This window comes from Streptomyces sp. NPDC014891, assembly GCF_043081085.1.
Classification (GTDB): domain Bacteria; phylum Actinomycetota; class Actinomycetes; order Streptomycetales; family Streptomycetaceae; genus Streptomyces.
Genome location: NZ_JBIBWF010000016.1, coordinates 27,653 through 50,340, shown reverse-complemented (window position 1 = coordinate 50,340; position 22,688 = coordinate 27,653). Strand labels below are relative to the sequence as shown.

Below are 22,688 nucleotides of genomic sequence, written 5' to 3'. Positions count from 1 at the left end.
CCTGCGTGCCCCTCGCCCCCGTCCGGGCGGGGGGCACGTAGGCTTTCGCGGGGCAGCCAGTGGATCTTGGGAGCAGGGGTGGGCGCCATGGCCGATGGTGCTAAGCGGCGGTTGCCGCGGGCCGTGCGGGAGCGGCAGATGGTCGACGCGGCCGTGCGCTGCTTCGCGCGGAGCGGCTACCAGGCCGCCTCCATGGACGAGATCGCCGAGTCGGCGGGGGTGTCGAAGCCGCTCGTCTACCTCTATCTGCACTCCAAGGAGGAGCTGTTCACCGTCGTCATCCGGCGGGAGGCGCAGGCGCTGCTCGGGGTCGTGGCCGAGGCCGTCGTGGACCGGAGCGCGCCGCCCGACGAGCGGCTGTGGGCCGGGCTGATGGCCTTCTTCGGCTTCGCCGCCGAGCATCCCGACTCCTGGGCGGTGCTGAGCCGGCAGGCGCGGACGCAGGGCGAGCCGTTCGCCGGGGAGGCGGCGCGGATGCGGGAGGAGATCACGGCGTTCGTCGCGGGGCTGATCGGCGAGGCGGCACGAGAGGCGCCGGGCGGCGCGGAGATCACCGGGCGGGACGTCGACGCGCTCGCGCAGGCGCTCGTCGGATCCGCCGAGTCGCTGGCGAGCTGGGCCAACGAGACGCCGGGGGTGACGGCGAGGGAGGCGGCCGCGACGCTGATGAACTTCGCGTGGTCCGGTCTCGGGAACCTCATGAAAAGCGAGCGCTGGTCTCCCCGTTGACCCTTACTTGGCAGTAAGGTTACCGGCTGGTCAAGGGAGTTGCACGGTAGGCGACGTACCGGACCGCGGTGGGGGACCGTCGCGGCGTGACCGCGGTCCGTCGACGCACGACCTCAGTTCATCGCGCAGACCGAGGAGCCGCACGTGTCCGTCGTCACCGCACCGTCCGGGAGCGAACCGGTCGAGCCGCACAAGACCCTGGTGGACGGGGTGGTGCGCGAGGTCTCCGTCCCCCCGCTCGTCCCCGCCGTCCGCCGGGGATCGCTCGCCGACCTGCCGTACGACAACGCCCGCCAGGACCCCGGGGCGGTGCTGTTCTCCCGGAAGGACGCCGACGGCGGGTGGTCCGACGTCACCGCCTCCGCCTTCGCCGCCCAGGTGCACTCCGTCGCCAAGGGGCTCATCGCGCACGGGCTGCGGCCCGGCGACCGGCTCGCCCTCATGGCCCGCACCACCTACGAGTGGACGCTGCTCGACTTCGCCGCCTGGGCCGCCGGGCTCGTCACCGTCCCCGTCTACCCGAGCTCGTCCGCCTTCCAGACCCGCTGGATCCTCCAGGACTCGGGCGCCGCCGCCTGTGTCGTCGAGGACCCCGCCCAGGCCCGGCTCGTCTCCGCCGAGCGGCGGCAGCTGCCCGGCCTCGCCCACCTCTGGGTCCTGGACACCGGCGCCGTCGACCAGCTCCGCACCGCGGGCGCCCGGATCGCCGACGAGGCCGTCACCGCCCGGCGCGGACTGCTCACCCCGGAAACGCTCGCCACCCTCGTCTACACCTCGGGCACCACCGGCCGGCCCAAGGGCTGCGCCCTCACCCACGCCAATTTCTTCGCCGAGGTCGACAACGCCGTCCGGCTCCTCCACCCCGTCTTCGTCTCCGAGAGCAAGGACCCGGCCGCCACCCTGCTGTTCCTGCCGCTCTCCCACGTCTTCGGGCGGATGGTCTCCATCGGCTGCGTCCGGGCCCGGGTCCGCGTCGGGCACGCCCCCTCGGTGGAGGGGCCGGAACTCCTGGACGACCTGGCCGCGTTCCGGCCCACGTTCCTCCTCGCGATCCCGTACGTCCTGGAGAAGGTCTTCAACGCCGCCCGCGCCACCGCCGAGCGCGGCGGCAGGGCCGCGGCCTTCGACCGGGCCGCCTCGGTCGCCCGCCGGTACGGCAAGGAGACCGCCCCCTCGCTCTCGCTGCGGGCCGCGCGGGCGCTCTACGACCCGCTCGTCTACCGGCGCATCCGGGCCGCGCTCGGCGGCCGGGTGAGGTACGTGATCTCCGGCGGCTCCCCGCTCGGCGCCCGGCTCGCCGAGTTCTTCGCCGGGGCCGGCGTCGAGGTCTTCGAGGGGTACGGCCTGACGGAGACCACGGCCGCGTCGACGGTCACCCCGCCGCGGCGGCCCCGGACCGGCACGGTCGGCTGGCCGCTGCCCGGCACGTCGGTCCGGATCGCCGGCGACGGCGAGGTCTGGCTCAAGGGCGGCCACGTCTTCGCCGGCTACTGGGACGCCCAGCGCGGGGCGGCGGTGCCGTACACGGACGACGGCTGGTTCCCGACCGGGGACCTGGGCTCGCTCGACGCGGACGGCTATCTGCGGATCACCGGCCGCAAGAAGGACATCCTCATCACCTCGGCGGGGAAGAACGTCGCCCCGGCCCCGCTGGAGGACTGGCTGCGCGCCCATCCCCTGGTCGCCCAGTGCATGGTCCTCGGCGACGACCGCCCGTACGTCACCGCCCTGATCACCCTCGACCACGAGGGCCTGCTGCACTGGCGGCGGATGCGGCACAAGGACCACCTGGCGCTCTGGGAGCTGACCCGGGACGAGGAGCTGCTGGCCGCCCTCGGGCGGGCGGTGGAGGACGCCAACCGGCTGGTGTCGCGTGCGGAGTCGATCCGCGACTTCCGGGTGCTGAGCACGGAGTTCTCGGAGGGCTCCGGGCATCTGACGCCGTCCCTCAAGCTCAAGCGCCGGGCGGTGCTGCGGGACTTCGCCCGCGACATCGAGGAGATGTACGACTCCGGGGCCGGCGCCTGAACCCCTGCTAGGGCCAGAGGAGTTCGCGGGTCCAGCCGTCGGTCGTGCGGCGGTAGCGGAGGCGGAGGTGGCGGCGCTGCGCGTCGCCCTGGAAGAACTCGACCTCGGCCGGCTCGACGACGTAGAGCGTCCAGGTGGGGGCCTCGGCGTCCGGTTCCGCCCGGGCCCGCTCCCAGGCCCGGGCGCTGGCCTCGGCGAGGGTCCCGGGGGAGTCGAGGACCTCGCTCTGCCGGCCGACCAGGGCCGAGGCGAGGGCGCCCGTGGTGCGGGCGTGGAGGTCCGCGTACGCCTCCTCGGCCGTCCCGGTGGTGACGTGGCCGCGGATCCGGACCTGGCGGCCCTGGACCGGCCAGTAGAAGGCGAGCGCGGCCTCGGGGTTGGCGTCGAGCTGGCGGCCCTTGGCGCTGGTGGCGTGGGTGGCGAAGTGCCAGCCGCGCGCGTCGGCGTCGTGCAGCATCACGATGCGGACGTCGGGCCTGCCGTCCTCGCCGGCGGTGGCCAGGGAGAGGGTGTGCGGCTCGCTCTGGCCGGCGGCGACCGCGGCCGTGAACCAGTCGTGGAAGAGCGGGAGCGGCTCGGGCGGGGCGCCCGCCGGGTCGAAGGCGGGGAGTTCGGTGTCCCAGACCTTCAGGGAGCGGAGGGCGCGGTGGAAGTCGGTCATGCGGCCACGGTAGGGCGTGCGGCGGCGCCGGCGGGCCGGGGGTCACGAGCGGCCCAGCACCACCGTCCCCGAGGAGCAGAACCAGCCCCCCGTGCCCGAGGCCACCGCCAGCTCCGGCAGCGAGCCGTCCGGCCGCCGCACCTGGAGCCCCGGCGCCTCCCCGCGCAGCTGCCGCACCGCCTCCACCAGCAGGAAGAGTCCCCGCATCCCCGGATGGCAGGCCGACAGGCCGCCGCCGTCGGTGTTCACCGGCAGCCCGTCCTTCTCCCGGACGAACGCCCCGCCCTCGCCCTTCGCGCAGAAGCCCAGGTCCTCCAGGGTCACCAGGGTCATGTAGGTGAAGGCGTCGTAGATCTCCGCCACCTCGACGTCGGCGGGCCGGACGCCCGCCCGCCCGAAGGCCAGCCGGCCGCTGACGGCGGCGGGGGAGACCGTGAAGTCCTCCCACTCCGACATCGTGGTGTGCGAGACGTGCTCCCCGGTGCCGAGCACCCAGACCGGGGAGGTCCGGCAGTCCTGGACGTACTCCTCGGCGACCAGCAGCACCGCGCAGCCGCCGTCGCTGCGGATGCAGCAGTGCAGCCTGGTGAACGGGTCCGCGATCATCGGTCCGTCCAGGACGTCGTCGACGGTGATCGGGTCGCGGAACATCGCCTCCGGGTTCAGGGCCGCGTTCGCCCGCGCCCGGACGGCCACCTCCGCGAGCTCCTCCAGGGTGGTCCCGTACGCGTGCATGTGGCGGCGGGCGGCCATCGCGTACTTGGCGATCAGGGTGTGCCCGTACGGGACCTCGAACTGGAGCGGGCCGCGCGCGCCGAAGGACAGGTTGGCGGTGCGCCGACGGGCGCGGATGTCGGCGCGCGCGGTGGAGCCGTACACGAGGAGGACCGCGTTCGCGTGCCCCGCGGCGATCGCGTCGGCGGCGTGCCCGGCCATGACCTCCCAGGTGGCGCCGCCGACGGCGGTCGAGTCCACCCAGCGGGGCCGGAGGCCGAGGTACTCGGCGACCTCGACCGGGGCGAGGGTGCCGAGACCCGCCGAGGCCAGGCCGTCGATCAGCGAGCGGTCCAGGCCGCTGTCCGCCAGCGCGCGCCGGGCCGCCTGGGCGTGCAGGGCGTAGGGGGTGGCCTCGTCGACCCGGCCGCAGTCGGCGAGGGCCACTCCGGCGACGGCGACACGGCGGGGTCTGCGGACGGCGGCGCGTGCGGTGGTGTGCGCGGTCGTCGGCACGGGGGCGGGCGCGGGGATCGGCATGGATCTGACGGTACATCAGATCTGCTGGATCGGGACCGGCGCGACTCTGGCAACCGGCCCGACTCGGGCCTAGCATGACGCACCGTCAGATACGGAGGGAGCCTCATGGACGCCGCCGACAGCGCAGCGCTCGCCGCCGGAACCGCCCCGCCCGCCGCCCCGCCCGCCGAGGAGCCGCAGGGAATCCGCCGCGCCCTGCGCGCGCTGCTCGCCGAACGGGCCGGACCGCAGGAGAACCGCGCGGCCACCGCCACACCCCAGGGGTACGACCCCGGCCTCTGGGCCCGGATGTCCGGCACCCTCGGCATCGCCGGACTCGCCCTCCCCGCGGAGTACGGGGGAGGCGGCGGCCCCGCCGCCCTCGCCCTCGCCTGCGAGGAGACGGGCCGCGCCCTCGCCCCCTCCCCGCTCCTCGCCACCGTCGTCCTCGCCGCACCGCTCGTCACCGCCCTCGGCACCCCCGGGCAGCGCGCCGCGATCCTCCCCGCGCTCGCCGACGGCGGCCTGACCTGCGCCCTCGCGGTCCCCGGCGGCTCCCTCGCGCTCGCCCTCGGCCTCAGCGGCGACAACGCCGCCGGGGACTGGTCCGGCGGCGGCCGCGCGGGCGGCGTTCAGGCCCGCGCCGCCGACGGGGGCTGGCGCCTGTACGGCGAGGCCGCCCAGGTCCTCGACGGACACAGCGCGGGACTGCTCCTCGTCGCCGCCCACGCCGGCGGCTTCGCCCGCAGCCGCACCCTGCTCTTCCTCGTCCGGGCGGACGAGGCGGAGCGGCGCGCCGACGGACTCGTCCGCACCCGGCGGCCCACCCTCGACCCCACCCGCCCGCAGGCCTCCGTCCAGTTCCGCGACACCGCCGCCGAACTGCTCGGCGAGGAGCCCGCCGACGTCCTCGCCGCCCTCGCGGCCACCGGGCGCGGCGCCGCCGTCATGCTGGCCGCCGAGGCCGTCGGCGCGGCCCGGGAGGCCCTCGACCGGACCCTCGCCCACGCCTCCGCGCACCGGCGGCCCGGCCGGCCCGCCGGTGTCCTCCCGGAGGCAGGCCACCGCCTCGCCGACCTCTGCGTCCAGGTCGAGGCCGCGCGCTCCCTCACGTACGCCGCCGCCCGGGAGCCCGGCCCCGGGCCCGCCGGCGGACCGCTCGCCCTCGCCCACGCCCTGGAGGCGCTGCGCGCCGCCGCCGGCGAGTGCGTCCGGCTCCCCGGCGCCCTCGGCGTCACCGGGGAGCACGAGGCGCAGCCCTTCTTCCGGCGGGCCGCCTCCGACGAACTGCTCTTCGGGCCCGTGCGGCGGCTGCGCGCCCGCGCGGCGGAACGGACCGGACTCCTCGGAGAGGTGGCGGCGTAGATGCCCGTCGGACGCACGCTCCTGCAGAGGATGTCCTCGACCAGGACCTTCGCCCGGATCGGCCCGCACGTGATCCCCGCCATGGACAAGGCCGTGCACCGGCTGACCGGGGGAAAGGTCCTGCTCAGCGCCCGGATGCTGCCCGGCGTGGTGCTGACCGCCCGGGGGGCCAGGAGCGGACTGGCCCGGGTCACCCCGCTCGCCTGCATGCCGGAGGCGGACGGCGGCTGGCTGCTCGTCGGCTCCAACTTCGGCCGCCCGGGACATCCGTCGTGGACCGCGAACCTGCTCGCCCATCCGGACGCCGAGGTGAACTGGAAGGGCGAGGACATCCCCGTACGGGCCCGGCTCCTCACGGGCGAGGAGCGCGCCGAGGCCTGGCGGGCGGCCCTGGAGTTCTGGCCGCCGTACGCCACGTACCAGGCGCGGATCGAGCGCGAGATCAGGCTGTTCCGCCTGGCCCGGCGGTGACCGGCGGGCGGACCGGCCCCCGGACACGGCGACGCCGACGGCGGTCCGTGGGGGCGGGCCGCCGCCGGCGTCGACGACAGGACGGGTGGAGGAGGGGTCGGGGCTATCTGGTCGGCTTCTTGCCGGTGATGCCCAGATGCACCAACAGGGCCAGGTTGGGCTTGAGTTCGGCCTGCTTCACGCCCCAGGTCGTGAAGCCCTTCTGGTGGCCGGCGACCGCGGCCAGCATCGCCACCAGCGAGCCGGCCATGGCGGCGGGGTTGACCTCCTTGTCGACCTTGCCCTTGGCCTGGAGCTCCTTCACCGCGTCCGTGAGGGAGTTGGTGACCGAGTTCAGGATCTTCATACGGATCTTGTAGAACCGCTTGTCGCCCTCCGCGGCGCCGAGGTCCACGACCCGGAGGATCGCGTCGTGCTTCCGCCAGAAGTCCAGGAAGCCCTCGACGAGTTCCTCGGAGGTCTGCCAGCCGGCCTTGCCGACCCAGGAGCGGCCGGAGACCAGCTCGGTCAACCCGGCTCCCTCCTTGGCCATTTCCTCCGCGATCTCGAGAACGGCCCCCTCGACGTCCGGGAAGTACTGATAGAACGTCGCGGGTGAAGTACCCGCCTTCCGGGCCACATCGATGACCTTGACGTCCCGGTAGGGCGAGGAGCTGAGCATCTCACCGAGGCAGTCGAGCAGCTTCTGCCGCGTCGCCTGGCCGCGTCGTCCGGCCACGCGGCCGTCGACGGTGCGTACTTGTCCTGTCATGCCGTCAGCTTACCGAGGGGGTGTCGGCGCGCGATTCGGCCGACTGCAAATGGGGTGCACCCCCCGGCCACGCGTGTTCTCCGAGGTCGGCACGCGTGTCTCCGTGGGCGGGCCGCCGCGGGGGAGGGGCGGGATCGCGCCACTCCTGACGGACGGCGGAGCGGCTCCCCCCTCGAATAGGCTTATGAACAGCCTGTGGACAACTTCGGTGGACAACCCAAGCGTCCCAAGGGTTCCATGCCCATAAATCGGCACTTTGTTCGTATGTCCGGGTGTCGTGGAGCCCTGCGGGACCGTGCCCGCCGACCTAGCGTGGGGACATGGCCGCACGCACCGAGGGCACCCCCTGCTGGGTGGAGGCGCAGCTGCCCGACCTGCGGGCGGGCAAGCGCTTCTACGGCGAGCTCTTCGGCTGGACCTTCGACCCCGACCGCGACGAGGCCCTCCTCGACGGGCGCCGGGTGGCCGGCCTCCTCCCCAAGCGCGACGGCCGCATGCCCACCACCTGGACCCTCTACCTGGCCACCCGGGACGCCGGCGCCCTCGCCGCCCGGATCAGGGCCGCCGGCGGCCGGATGGTCATGGAGCCCTACCCCGTCGGCCCCTTCGGCGTCCTCGCGCTCGCCGCCGACCCCGGCGGCGCCGTCTTCGGCCTCCGTCAGTCCGGGGACGACGACGGCTTCGAGGTGACCGACACACCGGGCTCCTTCTGCTGGATGGAGGTGTACACGCGCCGCCCCGACGCCGTCGACACCTTCTACGCCGCCGTCTTCGGCTACCTCGGCCGCCAGGCCGACCCCGAGGAGGAGGGCCGGGACGCCGGCTTCGACTACCGCGTCTGGTCGCCCCCCGGCTCCCGGCCCGGCGACGACAGCGCCTTCGGCGGCCGCGCCGTCATCGGCGACGACTTCCCCGCGGAGATGCCGGGCCACGTCCTCGTCTACTTCGTCGTCGACGACTGCGACGAGGCCTGCGAGACGACCCTCCGGCTCGGCGGACGGATCGCCACCCCCGCCTTCGACACCCCGCACGGCCGGATCGCCGTCCTCCGCGACGACCAGGGGGCGCGGTTCGCGGTCCTCTCGGAGCCGTCCCGCCCGGCGTGAGGACCCCCCGCGGCGGGCTTCCTCATGACCTGAGACACCCCGATACGCCCCCGGGTTCGCAACCGGGCCCTCGGACAGGAAGAATCAGGGCCACGGGGCCGTACCCTCATGGCCCGTACGGGGAGGTGGCAGGCAAGTGGAACAGCTGACGCAGCACGACCCGAGACGTATCGGGCCCTTCGAGGTGCTGGGCCGGCTCGGCGCGGGCGGAATGGGTCTGGTCTATCTCGCACGCTCGGCCTCGGGCCGGCGCGTGGCGATCAAGACCGTGCGCACGGAGCTCGCTGAGGACCAGCTGTTCCGGGTCCGCTTCACCCGTGAGGTGGAGGCCGCGCGGGCGGTCTCCGGCTTCTACACGGCCGCCGTCGTGGACGCCGACCCGCGGGCCGCCGTGCCCTGGCTGGCGACCGCGTACGTCCCCGCGCCCTCGCTCGAAGAGATAGTGAACGAGTGCGGGCCGCTCCCGGCCCAGGCCGTGCGCTGGCTGGCCGCCGGCGTCGCCGAGGCCCTGCAGTCCATCCACGGCGCGGGCCTGGTCCACCGCGACCTCAAGCCCTCCAACGTCCTCGTCGTCGAGGACGGCCCCCGGGTGATCGACTTCGGCATCGCGTCGGGCGTCTCCAACACGCGCCTGACCATGACCAACGTCGCCGTCGGCACCCCGGCCTACATGTCGCCCGAGCAGGCCCGCGACTCGCGCAGCGTCACCGGCGCCAGCGACGTCTTCTCGCTGGGCTCGATGCTGGTGTTCGCGGCCACCGGCCACGCGCCGTTCCACGGCGCCAACCCGGTCGAGACCGTCTTCATGCTGCTGCGCGAGGGACCAGACCTGGAGGGCCTGCCCGACGAGCTGCGGCCCCTCATCGACTCCTGCATGCAGATGGACGTCAGCCGCCGGCCCACCCCGGCCGACCTCCAGGCCCAGCTGGCCCCGCACCTCTTCGGCCCCGGCAGCGACGACAGCGGCACGGCCTCGGCCTGGCTGCCGCGGAGCGCCACCGACATGATCGAGACCCGCCGCGGCGGCCGCCCCGCCCCGCAGGCCACCGCGCCGCCGATGCCGCCGCGCCCGCCCCGGCAGCCCGCCGAGCGGGGCGGCGACCCGCGCTTCCCGGAGCCGGCGCCCGTCGCCGGAGGGCGGCACGCGGGGCCCGTCGAGAGCGGCGGCGGACCCGTGCGCCTCGCCGGCGCGACCGTCCCGATCGGCCCCGGGCCGCGGGTCGCGGACACCCGAGCGGCGCTCGCCGTCGGCCGCGGCGCCGACGCCGGACCGGCGACCGGCTGGATCCGGCCGCCCGGCGGCGGCCCGCACGGCGCGGACCACGGTTCGTACGCCGGGGAGCCCGGCCCGCCGCCCGGCTCCCGCCCGGTCAACGTGCCGCCGCAGGGCTCCGACCAGGCCGCGCCGGCCGAGCCCGGCCCCTGGCGGCCGTGGCGCTTCCGGATGTCGAACGACGTCTGGGGTACCCCGGTCGTGGACGGCGACCTGCTGTACGTGACCTCTTTCGAGGTACACGCCCTGGACACCGGCAGCGGCCGGCGCCAGTTCAAGACCCGGGACGTCGCCTGGTCCATGGCCGTCTCCGGGGGCCGGATCCACGCCTCCGACGGGCCCACCCTCTACGCCCTCGACGCGACCGACGGCACCGAGCGCTGGCGGCTGCGGACGGACGCCTGGGTGTACTCGCTCCAGGTCGACCGGGGCACCGTCGTCACCGGGACGCGCGGCGGCGGCGTGCAGGCCTGGGAGGCCTCCAACGGCGCCAAGCTGTGGGAGATCACCGGAGCCCAGACCGACTTCGAGACTCCGGAGGCGGGGCCCGCCGTGCACGGCGACACCGTGTACGTGTGGCGGGACGCCCGGCTCCAGGCCCTCGACGCCCGCACCGGATCGGAGCGCTGGTCGTACCCGATCGGCGACGCCGCCTCCTGCGCCAACGTGCCCGTCCGGGTGGCCCCGGCCGAGGACGGCTGTGTGTACGTCTCCGCCGGGACCCGGGTCCTGTCGATCGACGTCGCCGCAGGGCACGTCCGCTGGCACTTCGAGGCGCCGGCCGTCTTCACCTCCCCGCCGGCGTTCGCCCCCGGACCGGCCGTCACGGGCGGCGGGGTGTACCTCTCCGACCACCTCGGCACGGTCTACGCCCTGGACGCCACCACCGGCCAGGACCGCTGGCGCATCGCGACCGAGCCGCGCCAGTCGACCGAGCCCGTCCTCGTCGCCGACGGCAACGTCCACGTCGGCAGCGGCAGCGCGCTGTACACGCTCGACGCGGTCACCGGCACGCCCCGGTGGCGGTTCGCGGCCGGCGGCGAGCTGGTCGGCTCGCCCGTCGTCGCCGACGGCCGGGTCCACTTCGGCTCGGCCGACCACGTCCTCTACACCCTGGACGCGACCGGCGGGCAGCTGCGCTGGAAGCTCGCGACCGGCGGCGAGATCACCGGCTCGCCGGTGGTCAGGGGCGGCGTCGTCTACGCCTGCAGCAAGGACCGCTGCGTGTACGCGCTCGACGCGGCCAAGGGCACGGCCACCGGCCGGGGGGCCGCCGCGCGGTAGGAGGGTGGCGCGGGCCGGGACCGCGCCCACGAGGGGGACCCGCCCCGGGGGAGTCTCAGCTCCCCGGCGGCGGGTTCCGCCGTTCCCGGTCGGGATCCCAGACCGGGACGTCGTAGGTCTGCGTCGCCGCGTACGGCGCCGGGGCCTGCGGATGCGCCCGCGGATCCTCCCCGGGGTCCGGGTCGTCGGGACGGGGTCCGTCCGACGGGGGGCGGGGGGATCGCGGCGGCGGCCGGTCCCCACGGTGCGGGGCACGGGACCTGCCCGACATGACGAGCGCGCCGATCAGCAGCAGGACACCGCCGCCCAGGGCGTTCGCGACCCCGTCGCCCAGACCCGCGCCGTCGCCGCCGACCGTGAGGCCGCCCTCGGCCTGCCCGACCCGCACCATCCACAGCACGGTGAAGCCGAGGACGACGAGCCCGGCGAACGCGACCAGCAGCCGCGAGCGCAGCAGCACGCCGAGCAGGGTCAGCAGGGCGGCGAAGAGGAACGGCGCGAGGACGGACCCGATGACCTCGGGACGGGCGTCGGTGATGCCGGTGAAGAGCTCGTCGATCGCGTAGTCGCGTCCGTGACGGCCGTCGTACCAGGCACGGAAGGGGCTCCAGACGGCGGCCGTCGCTCCGGCGAGAGCGAGGACCGAGCCGGCGAGGTTACGGATCATCGCTGCGGCCTCCTCGGGGTCCTGCTCCCGCTCCCGACGCTACGCCGGGACCGGGGGGTACGCCACGCGGCCGACGGACCCCATGAAAGCGGCGCGAACACGACAGGGGGCGGGGGCGGCGATGGTGCGCACACGTCCTGAGCGCGCGGCGACGTCCCGGCGCCGCCACCGCCCCGCCGGCTACCGCGTCCTGAACCCCGTCCCCCGCTTCCCGAACAGCTCCGCCTGACGGTCCGCGGGCAGGTTCCCCAGGGCGACCAGGTGCGGCGCGTGCGCCAGGGCCTGGGCACGGGCCGCCTCCTTCACCGACCACAGGGCCCGGACCGTCCCCTGGACCGCCTCCGTCGGATGGCCCGCGACGACGGCGGCCGCCGCGCGGGCGGCGGCCAGCGCCCCGCCGGGCGGGGTCAGCTCGGAGACCAGCCCGGTCTCGTACGCGCGCCGGGCCGAGATCCGCTCGGCGCCGCCCATGAGCGCCATCCGGGCGACCTCCCCGTACGGCATGCGCAGCGCCATGTGGACGGTCTCGAAGGCGCTCACCATGCCGTAGGTGGTGTGCGGGTCGAAGAAGGCGGCGTCCTCGCCCGCGATCAGGAACTCGGCCTCGCCGAGCAGGTAGAACGCCCCGCCGCAGGCCATCCCCTCGACGGCGGCGACGACCGGCTTCCACAGGTCGTTGGCCTTGGGACCGATCGCGAGCAGCGGGTCGTCGATGGCGTACGGGGAGGAGGGCTGGGGCACGTCACCGACCGCGGTCCGGTCGATGCCGGTGGAGAAGGCCCGCCCGCCGGCCCCGGTGACGACGATCGCGCGGACCTCGTCCTCGTACCGGAACCCCCGCCAGACGGCGCCCAGCGCGCGGGCCATGTCGGGGGTGATCGCGTTGTGCCGCTCGGGCCGGTCGAGGGTGACGACGGCGACGCCGGTCTCCTCGTCCCGCTCCACCGTGATGCCCGGGGTGCTCATCCGCGTTCCAGGAGCCAGCGCGGGACGACGACGCCGTCGATCTCGGCGAAGGCCACCCGCACCGCGGCCCCGATCCGGAGCCGGCTCGGGTCGACGGAGTCGAGCGGGGCGTCCGGGGCGGCGACCACGTTGCCGACGAGGCGGATGCGGGGGGCGTCGGCGAGCTCGACGATCACCGCGTTGTACGGGGCCTGGGCGGCGTAGTCGGGCAGCAGGGGCGGGTGGGGGAACACGTACGACCAGATCCGGCCGCGGCCGGACATCGGGCGCCATTCGCTCGCGAACGACTGGCAGTGCGGGCAGCAGGGGCGGGGCGGGAAGCGCAGCTCGCCGCAGTCGGCGCAGCTCTGGACGCGCAGTTCGCCCCGGGCGGCGTACTCCCAGAAGGGGGCGCCGTCCTCGTCGGTGACGGGGTTCAGCATGGGGACCAGCTCCTCAGGCGCGCAGCAGGACGGCGGAGGTGGGGACGCACGCGCCGGCGGTGACCAGGCAGGTGGCGGCGTCGGGGACTTGGGCGGTGGAGGTGCCGCGGAGCTGCTTCACGCCCTCGTTGATGAGGTTGAAGCCGTGGACGTAGGCCTCGCCGAGTCCGCCGCCGCCCGTGTTGATCGGCAGCCGGCCGCCGGTCTCCAGGGCGCCGCCCTCGGTGAAGGCGGCGCCCTCGCCCCGGCCGCAGAAGCCGTAGCCCTCCAGGGAGAGGGGGACGAGCGGGGTGAAGGCGTCGTAGATCTGGGCGACGTCGACGTCCTGGGGGCCGAAGTCGGCCTGCTTCCACAGGCGGCGGGCGGCGGTCCAGGCGGGGCCGGAGAGCGGGTCGTCGTTCCAGTAGTCGACCATGCCGTGGTGCTGGGCGGGCAGGCCCTGGGCGGCGGCGTGCACGTAGACGGGCTTCCGGCGGCAGTCGCGGGCCCGCTCGGCGGAGACGACGACGCAGGCCAGGGCGCCGTCGGTCTCCAGGCAGTTGTCGAAGAGGCAGAGCGGGTCGCTGATCCAGCGCGAGGTCATGTACATCTCACGGGTCAGCGGGCGCTCGTACATGATCGCGTCGGGGTTCTGGTTGGCGCGGTTGCGGCAGGCCAGCGCCACGTTGAAGAGGTGGTCGCGGGTCGCGCCGTACTCGTGCATGTAGCGCCGGGCCAGCATGCCGATCTCGTCGGCGGGGCGGAGCAGCCCGAAGGGGCGGGTCCACTGGCCGGGGGTGGGCAGCTGGACGGCGGTGTTCTTCCAGGGGCGGGGGCCGCTGCCCCGCTTCCGGGAGCGCCAGGCGACGCCGACGGTGGCCTGGCCGGTGGCCACGGCGGCGGCGAGGTGGCCGACGGTGGCGCAGGAACCGCCGCCGCCGTAGCCGACCTTGGAGAAGAAGGTGACGTCGCCGGCGCCGATGGCCTTGGCGACCTCGACCTCGTCGGTCTCCTCCATCGTGTACGAGGCGAACCCGTCGACCTCGGAGGGGGCGATCCCGGCGTCGTCGAGGGCGGCGAGGATCGCCCGGCAGGCGAGTGTCTTCTCCGACTCGGGGAGCTGTCTGGCGAAGGCCGTCTGACCTATGCCGACGATGGCCGTGACGTCCTTGAGCACCGGACCTCCTCATGGGGCAGCACTGCTGACAGCGCGTCAGGCTACAACTAATCTGACGGATAGTCAGCTACAGGGAGGTTGGGTATGGACATGCGCGGCGACCTGGAGTGGGGCACGATCCCCGGTCTCGTCCGAGCGGCCGCCGAGCGGTACGGCGCACGGGAGGCCGTCGTCGACGGCCGCAACCGGATCAGCTACGCCGAACTCGGTGCACGCGTCGAACGGGCCGCGGCCGCCTGCCTCGCCACCGGCATACGCACGGGGGACCGGGTCGCGATCTGGGCCCCCAACACCCTCGACTGGATCGTCTCCGCACTCGGCGCCGTCACCGCCGGAGCCGTCCTCGTCCCGCTCAACACCCGCTTCAAGGGCACCGAGGCGGCCTCCGTCCTCCAGCGCTCCCGCGCCCGCCTGCTCTTCGTCACCGGCACCTTCCTCGGCACCTCCTACGTGGCCTCCCTGCGCCGCTCCGGGGTCGCGCTCCCCGACCTGGAGACGGTCGTGGTCCTCGGCGACACCGCGCCTGAGGAGTGGACGACCTGGAAGGAGTTCCTCGCGGAGGGCGACGCCGTCCCGGCGGACCGGGTGCGCGCCCGGGCCGCCGCCCTCGACCCCACGGCCCCCTCCGACATCGTCTACACCTCCGGCACCACCGGCCGCCCCAAGGGCGCCGTCATCAGCCACGCCCAGAGCCTGCGCTGCTACGCGATCTGGTCCGAACTGGCGGGCCTGCGCGAGGGCGACCGCTACCTCGTGGTCAACCCCTTCTTCCACACCTTCGGCTACAAGGCCGGGATCCTCGCCTGCCTGATGCGGGGCGCTGTGATCGTCCCCCAGTCCGTCTTCACCGTCGACACCGTCCTCGCGAACATCGCCGCCGAACGCATCACCGTCCTCCCCGGACCCCCCACCCTCCACCAGTCCCTCCTGGACCACCCGGCGCGCGGCGGACACGACCTCTCCAGCCTCCGCCTCGTCGTGACGGGCGCGGCCGTGATCCCCCTCCGGCTGGTCGAACGCCTCCGCGTCGAACTCGGCGTCGCCACGGTCCTCACGGCGTACGGCCTCTCCGAGGCGAGCGGCATCGTCACCATGTGCCGCCGCGAGGACCCGGCGGAGACGGTGGCCACCACCTCGGGGCGCGCGATCCCCGGCACCGAGGTCCGCGTCTCCCCGACGGGCGAGGTCCTGGTCCGCGGCCACCACGTGATGAGCGGCTACTTCGAGGACGAGGCCGAGACCGCGGCGGCGATCGACGAGGACGGCTGGCTGCACACCGGCGACATCGGGGTCCTCGACGAGGCCGGCAACCTGCGGATCACCGACCGCCTCAAGGACATGTTCATCGTGGGCGGCTTCAACGCCTACCCGGCCGAGATCGAACAGCTCCTGGGCCTCCACCCGGACATCGCGGACGTCGCCGTCATCGGCGTCCCGGACCCGAGGCTCGGCGAGGTCGGCAAGGCGTTCGCGGTCCGCAGGCCGGGCGCCCGGGTCACCGCGGACGACCTGATCGCCTGGTCGCGGCGGGAGATGGCGAACTTCAAGGTGCCGAGGCAGGTCGAGTTCGTGACCGAACTGCCGAGGAACGCGAGCGGGAAGGTGGTGAAGGGGGAGCTGAGGGCACGGTGCTGAGAGCCGGGGGGCGGGGACGGGTCCGTGGGGGCGGGGCCTCGGGAGGCGGACCACCCGGTGCCGGCCCGCGCACGCCGGAGGGGCCGGGCGGATGCCCGGCCCCTCTTCTGCGGTGGTCCGATCGCGTTGCGCACGGGTCCTGCCCGGACGGATCCCCCCTGGTCCCGTCCCGGGCGTCCCCCGGGCCCGTGCGCTCCCCCGTCGACCGGACCTCGGGCCCCGGCGGCTCCCCCGAAGTCGCCGCCGCGGCCTCTCCCCGTCGGGAGTGGTCTACTTGGCCGGTTCGGACGTGGCGTGCATGTCCTTGGCGGCGATGGACTCGTCGTGACCACCGGTGATCTTCTCGGTGATCGCGTCGATGGCCGGTTCGGACGTGGCGTGCATGTCCTTCGTGGCGATGGACTCGTCGTGACCACCGGTGATCTTCTCGGTGATCGCGCCGACGGCCGGCTCGGACGTGGCGTGCATGTCCTTGGTGGTGATGAGCGGTTCCTGCTTGATCGGGTCGGTCATGCTCGTCAACTCCTGCGTGTGATGTCCGAGATGGGGGAGATCCGCCCAGCCGTTCCCCCGTGGACAGCCGGGCGAATCTCCGGGGGCCGATCACCCTAGTACTCAGGGGCAGTGGCCCTCATCGGCGACCCGCCTGCCCCCCGACGCGGCGGATCGTCATGAGGAAGAGCATGCCGGGTGGCGATAAACGAACGATGAACGCCCAGGCCCGACAGGTCTAGGCGGCCGTCGCAGGCGCCAGCAGCGCACGCACCTCGGCGGCCTCCGGGGCCCCGAGGCCGTCGAAGATGCCGAGTGCCTCCTGCCAGCAGACCAGCGCCCGGCCGCTCTGGCCGATGCCGAAGAGGGCCCGGCCCAGGACGGTGAGGACGTTGCCCCGCCGCCACTCGCCCCCGATGCCGCGCAGCACCGTGAGGGCCATCTCGGCGTTCGACGCAGCCTGGGCGTGCCGGCGGGCGGCGAGGTCCACCTCGGACAGCCGGAAGAGCGTCATGCCCTCCCACAGCCGCTGCCTGCTGTCGGCGAAGACCGCCAGAGCCTCGCGGAGCTGCTCGGTCGCCGCCGCCAGCTGGTCGTCCTGGGTGAGGGCGAGCCCGAGGGCGTACCGACCGTTGGCGCCCCGGAGCGCGTGCCCCATCGCGTCGTAGATCTCGGTTCCCTGGCGGGCGAGGGCTATCGCGCTCGGCGTCCGCCCCATGGCCAGGTGGATGCGCGACAGGTTGCAGAGGGCGCTCGCCTCCCCCGGCTGGTCCCCGATGTCACGGAACCGCTCGATCGCCTGGGTGAGGTACTGCTCGCCCTCCGCGAAGCGGTTCTGGTAGAGCGCGATGATGCCCCGCGCGTTGGCGGACCAGCAGACCGGCAGCGGATCCCCGGCCCCGTCCGCGTGCGGCAGGGCGAGTTCGGCGTCCCGGTCCGCCTCCGCGAAGCGGCCCGCCGTGTGGTGCACCCCCGCCAGGACCATGAGCGCACGGCCCTCGGCCCTGGCATCGGCGTGGCTGCGGGCCGCGTCACGGACGACGACGCCGGTCGCCTCGAACTCCCGGGAGTTCGCGCCCGACTCCCCGAGGTCCAGCGACGCCCACAGCAGGTCCACCCCGCGGCGCAGCGTCGTCGGGGACGCGGCCGACTGGCGGACGCAGGCCAGGAGGCAGTTCGCCTCCGCGTAGAGCCAGTCCTGTGCCCCGTGCCGGTCGGTGAAGGACAGGCCCTCGTACGCCGTGGGTTCCAGGTGGTCGACCAGGCGGTCGCCGGGCCGCTCGATCGCGTACACCCGCGCCGCCGTCGACAGGTAGAAGTCCAGGAGCCGGGAGAACGCCGCGTCCTTCTCCGACGGCGGCTCCTCGTCGCGGTCCGCGCACGCGCGCGCGTAGAGCCGCACCAGGTCGTGGTAGCGGTAGCGGCCCGGCGCCGCCGACTCCAGGAGGGACGTGTCGACCAGCGCCTCCAGGAGGTCCTCGGTGTCCCAGAGCGGCCGGTCCAGGACCGCCGCGGCCGCCGCCAACGAGATGTCCGGGCCGTCCGCCAGGCCGAGCAGCCGGAACGCGCGGGCCTGGGCCGGCTCCAGCTGCCCGTAGCCGAGTTCGAAGGTGGCCTTGACCGCGAGGTCCCCCGCCTGGAGCTCGTCGAGCCGGCGCCGCTCGTCGGCGAGCTTCGCCGCCAGCACCGAGACCGTCCAGGTGCGCCGCGCCGCCAGGCGGGACGCGGCGATGCGGATGGCCAGCGGCAGGAAGCCGCAGGCCGCCACGACGTCCAGCGCCGCCTCCCGCTCCGCCTGGACCCGCTCCGCGCCGACGATCCGGGTGAAGAGCTGGAGCGCCTCCTCCGGGGACATCACGTCCAGGTCCACCAGGTGCGCCCCGGCCAGGTCGACCATCCGGATGCGGCTCGTCACCAGGGCCGCGCAGCCCGCCGTGCCCGGCAGCAGCGGGCGGATCTGGGCCGCGTCCCGGGCGTTGTCCAGGAGGACCAGGACCCGTCGCCCGTCGAGGGTCGAGCGGTACAGCGCCGCCCGGTCGTCGAGGGAGTCCGGGATGGCCGAGTCGGGCGTGCCGAGGGCGCGGAGGAAGGATCCCAGGACCGTCTCGGGCGCGGCGGCGCGGGAGCCGGCCCCCTGGAGGTCCACGTACAGCTGCCCGTCCGGGAAGTGCGGCCGCGCCTCGTGCGCGACGTGCACGGCCAGCGTCGTCTTGCCGACCCCGCCGATGCCGGCCAGCGCCGACACCGCCATGACGTGCCCCTCGGCGGTGGCGAGCCGGGCGCCCAGCTCCCGTACGAAGGGGGCGCGGCCGGTGAAGTCGGGGACCGTCGCGGGGAGCTGCGCGGGCCGGGCGACGGGCGGCGCGGCCGGCGCGGACTCCTCCATCGGGCGGGCGAGTTCGGCGTCGGCCTGGAGGATGCGCTGCTGGAGCCGGGAGAGTTCGGGTGTGGGGTCGACGCCCAGCTCGTCGGCGAGCAGCCGCCGGGTGTCCGCGTACACGGCGAGCGCCTCGGCCTGCCGTCCGCTCCGGTAGAGGGCGAGCATCAGCAGTTCGCGGAGCCGCTCCCGCAGGGGGTGCGCGGCGGTGAGGGCGGTCAGCTCGGACACGGCCTCCGCGTGCGCGCCGACCTCCAGGTCGATGTCGAGCCGGGTCTCCAGGAGGGTGAGCCGCCACTCCTCCAGGCGGGTCCGCTGGGTGTCGGCGTACGGCCCCGGCACGGAGGCCAGCACCTCGCCGTTCCACAGGTCCAGTGCCTCGGCGAGCCGGTCGCGGGCCCCCGCGCGGTCCCCGGCGGCCCGCAGCTTCTCCGCCTCGGCTCCGAGTTCCTGGGCGGTGTCGGCGTCGAGGGAGGCGGCAGGGGTGCGCAGGGCGTAGCCGCCGGACTCGCTGACGAGGACCTCGGGGCCGAGGGCCTTGCGGAGCCGGGAGGCGTACGTCCGGACGGCCGCGAGGGCCTGCGAGGGCGACTCCTCGCCCCAGAGGGCGTCGATGAGTTCGGAGGCGGTGGCGGTGCGTCCGCCGCGCAGGAGCAGGGCGGCGAGCAGGGCCCGCTGCTGGGGGGAGCCGGTGGGCACCGGTTCGCCGTCCCGCCAGGCCCGTACGGGCCCGAGCACGGCGAACCGGAGGGGGCCGGCGGTCGGGCCGGTCCCGGTCGGCGCGGCAGGGCCGGAGGGCGTGCCCGCGGTCGGGCCGGGGGCGTCGCTCCCGGCCCCGGTCCGGTCCGTGGCGGCCGGGGCCGCCCCGGCCGTCCTTTCCTCGCCGCCCGCCTCGGGGTTCCGTTCCGTGCCGGCGTCCGCGCCCGTCCTCGGAGCCCGTTGCGCCGGGATCCGCGGCCCGTTCTCACGGTCCATAGCTCCCCCTGCCCGTACCGCCAACGCTTGTTTCGCCCTGGACAGTCTGCCTTGTCCGGAGGGGCTCCGTCAGCATCGGGTCGGCCGTAGTCCGGGCCGTGACGCGGCCGCGGGGGGCGCGTCGGGCCGCCGATTCCCCGCAGGCTAGCTGACGGGTCGTCAGATCAGCGCTACCGTGAAGGCCATGGAGACCTTCCCGAAGATCATCTCGGTGGACGACCACACCGTGGAGCCCCCGCACGTCTGGCGGGACCGGCTCCCGTCCCGCTTCCACGACACCGGACCCCGGATCGTCCGCGCCCCGCTCAAGGAAATGACCTTCCTGGGCGGGAAGTTCGCCCCCGTCATGGGCGCGAAGGGGGACGACGGCCCGATCGGCGACTGGTGGGTCTACGAGGACCTGCACCGGCCCCTCACCCGTCTCGACACCGCCGTCGGCTACGACCGCGACGAGATACGGCTCGAGGTCATCACCTACGAGCAGATGCGGCCCGGCTCCCACTCCGTGCCCGAGCGGCTCGCCGACATGGACGTCAACCACGTCCAGTCCGCGCTCTGCTTCCCGACCTTCCCCCGCTTCTGCGGGCAGACCTTCACCGAGGCGAGCGACCGCGAGCTGGGCCTGCTCTGCGTCCGGGCGTACAACGACTGGATGGTGGAGGAGTGGTGCGGCCCCGAGGCCCGCGGGCGGCTCATCCCGCTCACCCTCATCCCGCTCTGGGACCCGGAACTCGCCGCCGCCGAGGTGCGCCGCAACGCCGCCCGGGGGGTGCGGGCCGTCGCGTTCTCCGAGATCCCGCCGCACCTCGGACTCCCCTCGGTGCACACCGACCACTGGGACCCCTTCTTCCGCGCGTGCGACGAGACGGGCACCGTCATCGCCATGCACATCGGCTCGTCCAGCCGGATGCCGTCGACCTCGGCCGACGCCCCGCCGGCCGTGGGCTCCACCATCACCTTCGCCAACTGCTGCTTCTCGATGGTCGACTGGCTGATGAGCGGCAAGTTCGAGCGCTTCCCCGGCCTGCGGATCATGTACGCGGAGGGGCAGATCGGCTGGATCCCGTACATCCTGGAGCGCGCCGACGTGGTGTGGGAGGAGAACCGGGGCTGGGGCGGGGTCGCCGACAAGGTGCTGCGCCCGCCGTCGGAGCTGTTCGCCGAGCACGTCTACGGCTGCTTCTTCGACGACGCCTTCGGCCTGCGGAACCTCGACGCGATCGGGGTCGGGAACGTCCTCTACGAGACGGACTACCCGCACTCGGACTCCACCTGGCCCAAGTCGAGGGAGGTCGGCGAGGCGCAGATGGGGCACCTGGCCCCGGACGTCGTCGAGCGGATCGTCCGCGGCAACGCGATCGACCTGCTGGGCCTGACGCCGGACGGCCTCTGGCGGCCGTAGTCCGGCGAACGCGGCCGGGCTTCCCCCCGGCCTGGCTTCCCCCGCGGCGGCGTCTCCCCCGCGGCCGGGCTCCCCTCGGGCGGGGGAGTCCGGCCGTTCCGTCGCCCGGACGGCCCAGTGGGACGCCCCCCTGATGGCGGAGGGTCGGCGAGTGCGCGCAAATAGTAATCAAGTGTGCGCTTCTTGCACATCACGAGACAGCCAGTGGGCGTCCCTCCGGGGTGTCCACGAACGGAGCCTGTGACATGACCCCCCACCCCCTCCCGCACTTTCACCCCGCGGACGACGACATGGAACCCGACGACATAGGACCGACCGCAGCACCCCGCCCGGGTCCGTCCCGCGAGCCGGTTGTCTCCTCGCCCCCCACGCTCGACGCACCTCCCCGCCACGACCGCCCGGCGCCGTCCCCGGCGGAGCCCCGGTCCACCGCCCCGGCCGTCCAGGCCGTCTCCGTCTCCTCCTCCTCCTCCGACGCGAAGCCCTCGAAGCCCTCGGTGGCGTCGCGGGCCCCCTTCGTGACGGCGTCTCCCGTGGCGGCGGCCCCCTTCGAGGGGACGAAGTCCGCCGTGGCGACGGCCGTTCCGCCGGTGACCGGGTCGCCCGCCGCCCCGCACGCCCACGAGACGGAACGGCCCGCCGCCGACCGGCCGGCCGACGGGAAGCCGGCCGCCGAGCCGTCGACCGCCGATCAGTCGACCGCCGAGCCGTCGACCGCCGATCAGCCGGCCGCCGAACCGCCGGCCGCCGAGGAGTCCGGCGACGAAGCGGTGCACACGCTCCTGCGGACCGCGGCGACCGAGCGGCCGGTGGAGGAGGTGGCCGCCCTGGTGGCCCGCCTCCAGGAGACCGGCGAGCTCTCCAGTCCCGCCGACGTGGCACTGCGCGCCGCGGCCGTCACCCGTCCGCTGGACGAGGTGCGCGAGCTGCTCGTGCTCCTGAACGCCTCCGGGTACGACCTCCACGAGGCCGAGACCACCCTGCGCGCCGCGGCGGTCGGCCGGCCCGTCGAGGACGTGGTCCGGCTGGTCGGCATCCTCGGCTCCGACAGCGGCGACTGGCGGCCCGCCGCGGGCGGCGACGCCGCCCGCGGGCCGGACGTCGCGCCCGGGCACCCGGGCCGCCCGGCCGGGACCGCGCCCGCCGCGAGGAAGCGGGACCGGGGCGCCGCCAAGGGGCGCAGGTCCACCCTGGACGGCGCGCTCGCGGCGGGCCCCGGCAGCCACGTCGCCACGCCCGCGCTGCGCTCCGTGCTGCGCTGGCCCGCCGCGCTCGCGCTGTTCGCCTGCGGTCTGATCCATCTGCCGACCGACCTCGCGGGCCTGCGCTCGGGCGGCGACGCGCAGGCGCTCTCCGCGGTCGTCTCGGTGCTCTGCCTGGCGTGCGCGGTCTGGCTGGCGGCCAGGGACACCCTGATCGCCTGGGCCGCCGCCGCGGGTGCGGCCGTCTTCGTCATCGCGGTCCACGGGGTCGAGAGCGCGCGCACGGCCGACCTGCTGGGCGACAGCCTCGGCACGACGTTCGCCTGGGCGAAGGCCCTGGCGCTCCTGAGCGCCGTGGGCATCGTCTGCCTGGCCGCCTCGGCCCTGGTGCGCCACGCGAGGACGTCCGGCGCGACCGACGGCGCCTGACGGCCTCCGCCGGTCCCCGGCGCCCGACGACGCCGCGATCCGCCCCCGCCCGGGCAGCTCCCCG

Annotated in this window: 18 protein-coding genes; 9 read left to right on the top strand and 9 right to left on the bottom strand. The window is 74.9% G+C overall.

From position 1 onward, the window contains the following. The first annotated feature begins 87 nt into the window (after nt 1-87). Together ACF09E_RS33755 and ACF09E_RS33750 are read left to right on the top strand one after the other, a co-directional pair. Nucleotides 88-729, top strand: coding sequence for a TetR/AcrR family transcriptional regulator (locus tag ACF09E_RS33755; RefSeq protein WP_392209852.1), 642 nt, complete (start codon nt 88-90; stop codon nt 727-729). 144 nt (nt 730-873) lie between these two features. After that, nucleotides 874-2,757: an AMP-dependent synthetase/ligase gene (locus ACF09E_RS33750; protein WP_392209850.1), complete on the top strand. Its 1,884-nt coding sequence runs from the start codon at nt 874-876 to the stop codon at nt 2,755-2,757. 7 nt (nt 2,758-2,764) lie between these two features. On the opposite strand, the gene ACF09E_RS33745 is transcribed toward ACF09E_RS33750, so the two are convergent. Together ACF09E_RS33745 and ACF09E_RS33740 are read right to left on the bottom strand one after the other, a co-directional pair. Next, the gene (locus ACF09E_RS33745; protein WP_392209849.1) at nt 2,765-3,418 is read right to left on the bottom strand and encodes a pyridoxal 5'-phosphate synthase; all 654 of its coding nucleotides are present in this window, start codon (nt 3,416-3,418) and stop codon (nt 2,765-2,767) included. Nucleotides 3,419-3,460: 42 nt separating this feature from the next. Beyond that, nucleotides 3,461-4,672, bottom strand: a complete 1,212-nt coding sequence (locus ACF09E_RS33740) for an acetyl-CoA acetyltransferase (protein WP_392209847.1) — start codon at nt 4,670-4,672, stop codon at nt 3,461-3,463. A gap of 105 nt (nt 4,673-4,777) precedes the next feature. On the opposite strand from ACF09E_RS33740, the gene ACF09E_RS33735 reads away from it, so the two are divergent. Both ACF09E_RS33735 and ACF09E_RS33730 read left to right on the top strand, forming a co-directional pair. Then, the gene (locus ACF09E_RS33735; RefSeq protein WP_392209845.1) at nt 4,778-6,016 is read left to right on the top strand and encodes an acyl-CoA dehydrogenase family protein; all 1,239 of its coding nucleotides are present in this window, start codon (nt 4,778-4,780) and stop codon (nt 6,014-6,016) included. Then, a complete protein-coding gene (locus ACF09E_RS33730) occupies nt 6,017-6,487 on the top strand; it encodes a nitroreductase family deazaflavin-dependent oxidoreductase (RefSeq protein WP_392209843.1) in 471 nt (156 codons plus the stop codon). It abuts the gene before it with no gap. A 103-nt stretch (nt 6,488-6,590) separates the two neighbouring features. Here the strand turns inward: ACF09E_RS33730 and ACF09E_RS33725 are convergent, their stop codons facing one another. Further along, nucleotides 6,591-7,238: a TetR family transcriptional regulator gene (locus tag ACF09E_RS33725; protein WP_361852592.1), complete on the bottom strand. Its 648-nt coding sequence runs from the start codon at nt 7,236-7,238 to the stop codon at nt 6,591-6,593. A 320-nt stretch (nt 7,239-7,558) separates the two neighbouring features. On the opposite strand from ACF09E_RS33725, the gene ACF09E_RS33720 reads away from it, so the two are divergent. Continuing rightward, complete coding sequence (locus ACF09E_RS33720) at nt 7,559-8,344, top strand: VOC family protein (protein WP_392209841.1); 786 nt, start codon at nt 7,559-7,561, stop codon at nt 8,342-8,344. 136 nt (nt 8,345-8,480) lie between these two features. After that, complete coding sequence (locus ACF09E_RS33715; protein ID WP_392209839.1) at nt 8,481-10,901, top strand: PQQ-binding-like beta-propeller repeat protein; 2,421 nt, start codon at nt 8,481-8,483, stop codon at nt 10,899-10,901. 55 nt (nt 10,902-10,956) lie between these two features. Here the strand turns inward: ACF09E_RS33715 and ACF09E_RS33710 are convergent, their stop codons facing one another. The 4 genes from ACF09E_RS33710 to ACF09E_RS33695 form a co-directional block, all read right to left on the bottom strand. Then, nucleotides 10,957-11,568, bottom strand: a complete 612-nt coding sequence (locus tag ACF09E_RS33710) for a hypothetical protein (protein ID WP_392209837.1) — start codon at nt 11,566-11,568, stop codon at nt 10,957-10,959. 180 nt (nt 11,569-11,748) lie between these two features. Beyond that, nucleotides 11,749-12,534 (bottom strand): enoyl-CoA hydratase/isomerase family protein, encoded by a 786-nt coding sequence (locus tag ACF09E_RS33705; RefSeq protein WP_392209835.1) that lies wholly within the window; start codon nt 12,532-12,534, stop codon nt 11,749-11,751. Continuing rightward, nucleotides 12,531-12,956, bottom strand: coding sequence for a Zn-ribbon domain-containing OB-fold protein (locus ACF09E_RS33700; protein ID WP_392209833.1), 426 nt, complete (start codon nt 12,954-12,956; stop codon nt 12,531-12,533). The genes ACF09E_RS33705 and ACF09E_RS33700 overlap by 4 nt, the downstream gene beginning before the upstream one ends. 13 nt (nt 12,957-12,969) lie before the next feature. Continuing rightward, on the bottom strand, nt 12,970-14,112 hold the full coding sequence (locus ACF09E_RS33695; RefSeq protein ID WP_392209831.1) for a lipid-transfer protein: 1,143 nt from the start codon (nt 14,110-14,112) through the stop codon (nt 12,970-12,972). Nucleotides 14,113-14,202: 90 nt separating this feature from the next. Between ACF09E_RS33695 and ACF09E_RS33690 the strand changes: the two genes are divergently transcribed. Continuing rightward, a complete protein-coding gene (locus ACF09E_RS33690; protein WP_392209969.1) occupies nt 14,203-15,747 on the top strand; it encodes a FadD3 family acyl-CoA ligase in 1,545 nt (514 codons plus the stop codon). 270 nt (nt 15,748-16,017) lie between these two features. On the opposite strand, the gene ACF09E_RS33685 is transcribed toward ACF09E_RS33690, so the two are convergent. Continuing rightward, the gene (locus ACF09E_RS33685; RefSeq protein WP_392209829.1) at nt 16,018-16,260 is read right to left on the bottom strand and encodes a hypothetical protein; all 243 of its coding nucleotides are present in this window, start codon (nt 16,258-16,260) and stop codon (nt 16,018-16,020) included. Nucleotides 16,261-16,477: 217 nt separating this feature from the next. Further along, nucleotides 16,478-19,591, bottom strand: coding sequence for a BTAD domain-containing putative transcriptional regulator (locus tag ACF09E_RS33680; protein WP_392209828.1), 3,114 nt, complete (start codon nt 19,589-19,591; stop codon nt 16,478-16,480). 184 nt (nt 19,592-19,775) lie between these two features. Between ACF09E_RS33680 and ACF09E_RS33675 the strand changes: the two genes are divergently transcribed. Beyond that, nucleotides 19,776-20,993, top strand: a complete 1,218-nt coding sequence (locus tag ACF09E_RS33675; RefSeq protein ID WP_392209826.1) for an amidohydrolase family protein — start codon at nt 19,776-19,778, stop codon at nt 20,991-20,993. A gap of 245 nt (nt 20,994-21,238) precedes the next feature. Further along, a complete protein-coding gene (locus tag ACF09E_RS33670) occupies nt 21,239-22,624 on the top strand; it encodes a hypothetical protein (RefSeq protein WP_392209824.1) in 1,386 nt (461 codons plus the stop codon). The last annotated feature ends 64 nt before the right edge of the window (nt 22,625-22,688 follow it).

Excerpts from the sequence above, each read along its gene's own strand:
- ACF09E_RS33755 (WP_392209852.1), top strand. The coding sequence starts at position 88 with ATGGCCGATGGTGCTAAGCGGCGGTTGCCGCGGGCCGTGCGGGAGCGG.
- ACF09E_RS33745 (WP_392209849.1), bottom strand. The coding sequence starts at position 3,418 with ATGACCGACTTCCACCGCGCCCTCCGCTCCCTGAAGGTCTGGGACACC.
- ACF09E_RS33740 (WP_392209847.1), bottom strand. The coding sequence starts at position 4,672 with ATGCCGATCCCCGCGCCCGCCCCCGTGCCGACGACCGCGCACACCACC.
- ACF09E_RS33735 (WP_392209845.1), top strand. The coding sequence starts at position 4,778 with ATGGACGCCGCCGACAGCGCAGCGCTCGCCGCCGGAACCGCCCCGCCC.
- ACF09E_RS33730 (WP_392209843.1), top strand. The coding sequence starts at position 6,017 with ATGCCCGTCGGACGCACGCTCCTGCAGAGGATGTCCTCGACCAGGACC.
- ACF09E_RS33725 (WP_361852592.1), bottom strand. The coding sequence starts at position 7,238 with ATGACAGGACAAGTACGCACCGTCGACGGCCGCGTGGCCGGACGACGC.
- ACF09E_RS33720 (WP_392209841.1), top strand. The coding sequence starts at position 7,559 with ATGGCCGCACGCACCGAGGGCACCCCCTGCTGGGTGGAGGCGCAGCTG.
- ACF09E_RS33710 (WP_392209837.1), bottom strand. The coding sequence starts at position 11,568 with ATGATCCGTAACCTCGCCGGCTCGGTCCTCGCTCTCGCCGGAGCGACG.
- ACF09E_RS33705 (WP_392209835.1), bottom strand. The coding sequence starts at position 12,534 with ATGAGCACCCCGGGCATCACGGTGGAGCGGGACGAGGAGACCGGCGTC.
- ACF09E_RS33700 (WP_392209833.1), bottom strand. The coding sequence starts at position 12,956 with ATGCTGAACCCCGTCACCGACGAGGACGGCGCCCCCTTCTGGGAGTAC.
- ACF09E_RS33690 (WP_392209969.1), top strand. The coding sequence starts at position 14,203 with ATGCGCGGCGACCTGGAGTGGGGCACGATCCCCGGTCTCGTCCGAGCG.
- ACF09E_RS33685 (WP_392209829.1), bottom strand. The coding sequence starts at position 16,260 with ATGACCGACCCGATCAAGCAGGAACCGCTCATCACCACCAAGGACATG.
- ACF09E_RS33680 (WP_392209828.1), bottom strand. The coding sequence starts at position 19,591 with ATGGACCGTGAGAACGGGCCGCGGATCCCGGCGCAACGGGCTCCGAGG.
- ACF09E_RS33675 (WP_392209826.1), top strand. The coding sequence starts at position 19,776 with ATGGAGACCTTCCCGAAGATCATCTCGGTGGACGACCACACCGTGGAG.
- ACF09E_RS33670 (WP_392209824.1), top strand. The coding sequence starts at position 21,239 with ATGACCCCCCACCCCCTCCCGCACTTTCACCCCGCGGACGACGACATG.